Origin of the sequence: Spirabiliibacterium pneumoniae, assembly GCF_014884995.1 — a bacterium.
Lineage (GTDB): Bacteria > Pseudomonadota > Gammaproteobacteria > Enterobacterales > Pasteurellaceae > Spirabiliibacterium > Spirabiliibacterium pneumoniae.
Genome location: NZ_JABMII010000025.1, coordinates 1 through 1,213 on the forward strand (window position 1 = coordinate 1; position 1,213 = coordinate 1,213).

1 protein-coding gene is annotated in these 1,213 nt (G+C 45.8%); it reads left to right on the plus strand.

Annotation, left to right across the window (positions count from 1 at the left end; translation table 11 throughout):
* Positions 1-1,184, plus strand: a 1,184-nt coding sequence (gene tuf / locus HPC38_RS10405) for an elongation factor Tu (protein WP_208121214.1), incomplete at its 5' end; no start/stop codon positions are given.
* Positions 1,185-1,213 lie beyond the last annotated feature (29 nt).

Sequence of the window (1,213 nt, forward strand, 5' to 3'; positions counted from 1 at the left end):
TGTCTAAAGAAAAATTTGAACGTACAAAACCGCACGTTAACGTGGGAACAATCGGCCACGTTGACCATGGTAAAACAACTTTGACAGCTGCTATCACAACTGTATTAGCCAAAAAATACGGTGGTGCAGCACGTGCATTTGATCAAATCGATAATGCGCCAGAAGAAAAAGCGCGTGGTATCACCATCAACACTTCACACGTTGAATACGATACCCCAACTCGCCACTATGCGCACGTAGACTGTCCAGGACACGCCGACTATGTTAAAAACATGATCACAGGTGCGGCGCAAATGGACGGTGCAATCCTCGTGGTTGCAGCAACCGATGGCCCAATGCCACAAACTCGTGAGCACATCTTGTTGGGCCGCCAAGTAGGTGTTCCTTACATCATCGTGTTCTTGAACAAATGTGACATGGTAGATGACGAAGAATTGTTAGAATTGGTTGAAATGGAAGTGCGTGAATTGCTTTCACAATATGACTTCCCAGGTGATGATTGCCCAATCGTACGCGGTTCAGCATTGAAAGCCTTAGAAGGCGAAGCAGAATGGGAAGAAAAAATTGTTGAGCTGGCTAACCACCTCGACACTTACATCCCAGAGCCAGAGCGTGCAATTGACCAACCATTCTTGTTACCAATTGAAGACGTATTCTCAATTTCAGGACGTGGTACCGTAGTAACAGGCCGTGTTGAACGTGGTGTTATCCGTACTGGTGACGAAGTTGAAATCGTTGGTATCAAACCAACTGCAAAAACAACCGTAACAGGTGTTGAAATGTTCCGTAAATTGCTTGACGAAGGTCGTGCAGGTGAAAACATCGGTGCATTGTTGCGTGGTACCAAACGTGAAGAAATCGAACGTGGTCAAGTATTGGCGAAACCAGGTTCAATCACTCCACACACTGATTTCGAATCAGAAGTGTACGTATTGTCAAAAGATGAAGGTGGTCGTCATACTCCATTCTTCAAAGGCTACCGTCCACAATTCTACTTCCGTACCACTGACGTAACTGGTACTATCGAGTTACCAGAAGGCGTAGAAATGGTAATGCCAGGCGACAACATCAAAATGACTGTTAGCCTGATTCACCCGATCGCGATGGACCAAGGCTTACGCTTTGCGATTCGTGAAGGTGGCCGCACAGTAGGTGCAGGTGTTGTAGCGAAAATCATCAAATAATTGATGAGAGCATAAAGAAAAAGGGCGAT